Raw genomic sequence first — 1915 nt, forward strand, 5'->3', positions numbered from 1 at the left:
AGCAGTTCGGGTATGGGCAGCATAAGCAGAGATTGGAGAGGTGCTTACCATGAGTCATAGTTCACAGAATGAAAGTAAGGATCAAAAAGGTCAGGATCAAATCACTACAGAGCGGGTAAATGAACTTGAAAGAACGATCCAATTACTTGAAACTGAACGTGATCAATATAAGCAAGAAAGAATAAAAATGGAAAAAGAACTAATGCTTGTAAAGCAAAGCTTCGTTTATAAACAAGTATCGAGAGCATACAGATGGCTTCAACTAGCTTATAAAGTAGCAATTAGAAAAAGGTCCATTCAAGAGCTTCTTAACCCAAAATATCAAATAAAAAAAGCAAAACCGAAAATAAAAAAGGTACGCTATCGTTTAAATGAGTTAGGCTTCACAAAGAAAGCTTTAGCCGAACTAGAACAACTATGTAACAAATCTGACAACCCATATGTAAGGCGATTGGCAGCATGGGAATTAGCATTATGGTTTGCAAGTCAATATAATGTTGATGAAGCTAAGAAATCTTTGCTCTTTTTAGAACAGGCCGCTGAAGGTGAGAAAAACAAAACGAATTTAAGACGAATCACTATTATAGAGGCAGAATGTTACTTACAGTTGGGTATGGAAGAAAACGCTGAGCAAGTGATTGATGAGCAGCTTCAAAAAGGGGATCACGATGATTTGTATTTAGCGAAAGCTAATATAAAAAAAGATTTTCATGAACGGTTAAGATTGATTAATCAAGTATTCGAAAATCATGATATGATGACATTGGACTTACAACGAACAGGTTATACGTATGATGACTTAGTTGTGAATAACTACACAACTATTCAACCATATGAACAGGTTGGAAAAGTGACGATAATTATTCCTGTTTATAATGCTGAAAATTGTTTAAGGACTACGATATCATCGATTTTAAATCAAACGTGGCGTCATATAGAAGTTTTAATTGTGGATGATCATAGTCAAGATGACACCATTAAAATCATTGAAGAATTTCAGCAGAAAGATAAACGAATTCAATTGTTGAAAAATGATACAAATAGCGGTCCTTATGTTGCGAGAAATCGAGCTTTACAAGTGGCAACAGGTGATTTTGTAACGATTAATGATGCCGATGATTGGTCCCATCCGGAAAAAATAGAACATCAAGTTAAACATTTAGTGTCGAACCCTTCAGTAATAGCTAATACAACTGAGCAAGCGCGTGCGACTGACACGTTAATGTTCTATCGTCGTGGAAGACCAGGTGAATACCTATTTGCGAACATGTCATCCCTTATGTTTCGGCGCGAACCGGTCTTGAAGCAGATTGGTTATTGGGACTCTGTTCGTTTCGGTGCAGATGGTGAATTTAAAAAAAGATTAAAGCGAGTATTTGGTAAAGATGCCGTTGTGGATTTAAAAACCGGTCCATACTCTTTTCAGCGTCAGTCTTCTCATTCATTAACAGGAAACTCTACATTTGGCTATCATGGTTATTTTATGGGAGCGCGTAAAGAATACGTTGATCAGTATGAAACGTATCACAAAAGTGGAAAGACGTTATATTATCAATTTCCACAAGAGGAGCGACCGTTCCCGGTACCGGAGCCAATGTGGCCCAAACGAGAGGATAAGCCGAATGGGAGACGACATTTTGACGTCATCATCGCATCAGAGTTCCGTTTACTCGGTGGGACAAACATGTCAAATGTAGAGGAAATCAAGGCACAAAGAAGGCTGGGGCTACGGACAGGATTGGTTCAGCTATCTCGTTATGATTTAAATTCAGCGACGGAGATGAACCCACAGGTACGAGAGTTATTGGATGGAGACCAAGTATCTATGCTTGTATACGGTGAAAAAGTGAGCTGTGATGTACTGATTGTGCGTCATCCACCGATATTAGAGGAATGGCAGAAGTATGTGCCAGAT

Annotated in this window: 1 protein-coding gene; it reads left to right on the forward strand. The window is 38.4% G+C overall.

Annotated elements, in window-relative coordinates:
* Positions 1 to 49 precede the first annotated feature (49 nt).
* Positions 50 to 1915: glycosyltransferase (locus tag ACERJO_RS20910; RefSeq protein ID WP_373648774.1), on the forward strand; the 1866-nt coding region annotated here is incomplete at its 3' end.

Origin of the sequence: Halalkalibacter sp. AB-rgal2, from assembly GCF_041821005.1 — a bacterium.
GTDB lineage: Bacteria > Bacillota > Bacilli > Bacillales > Bacillaceae_D > Halalkalibacter.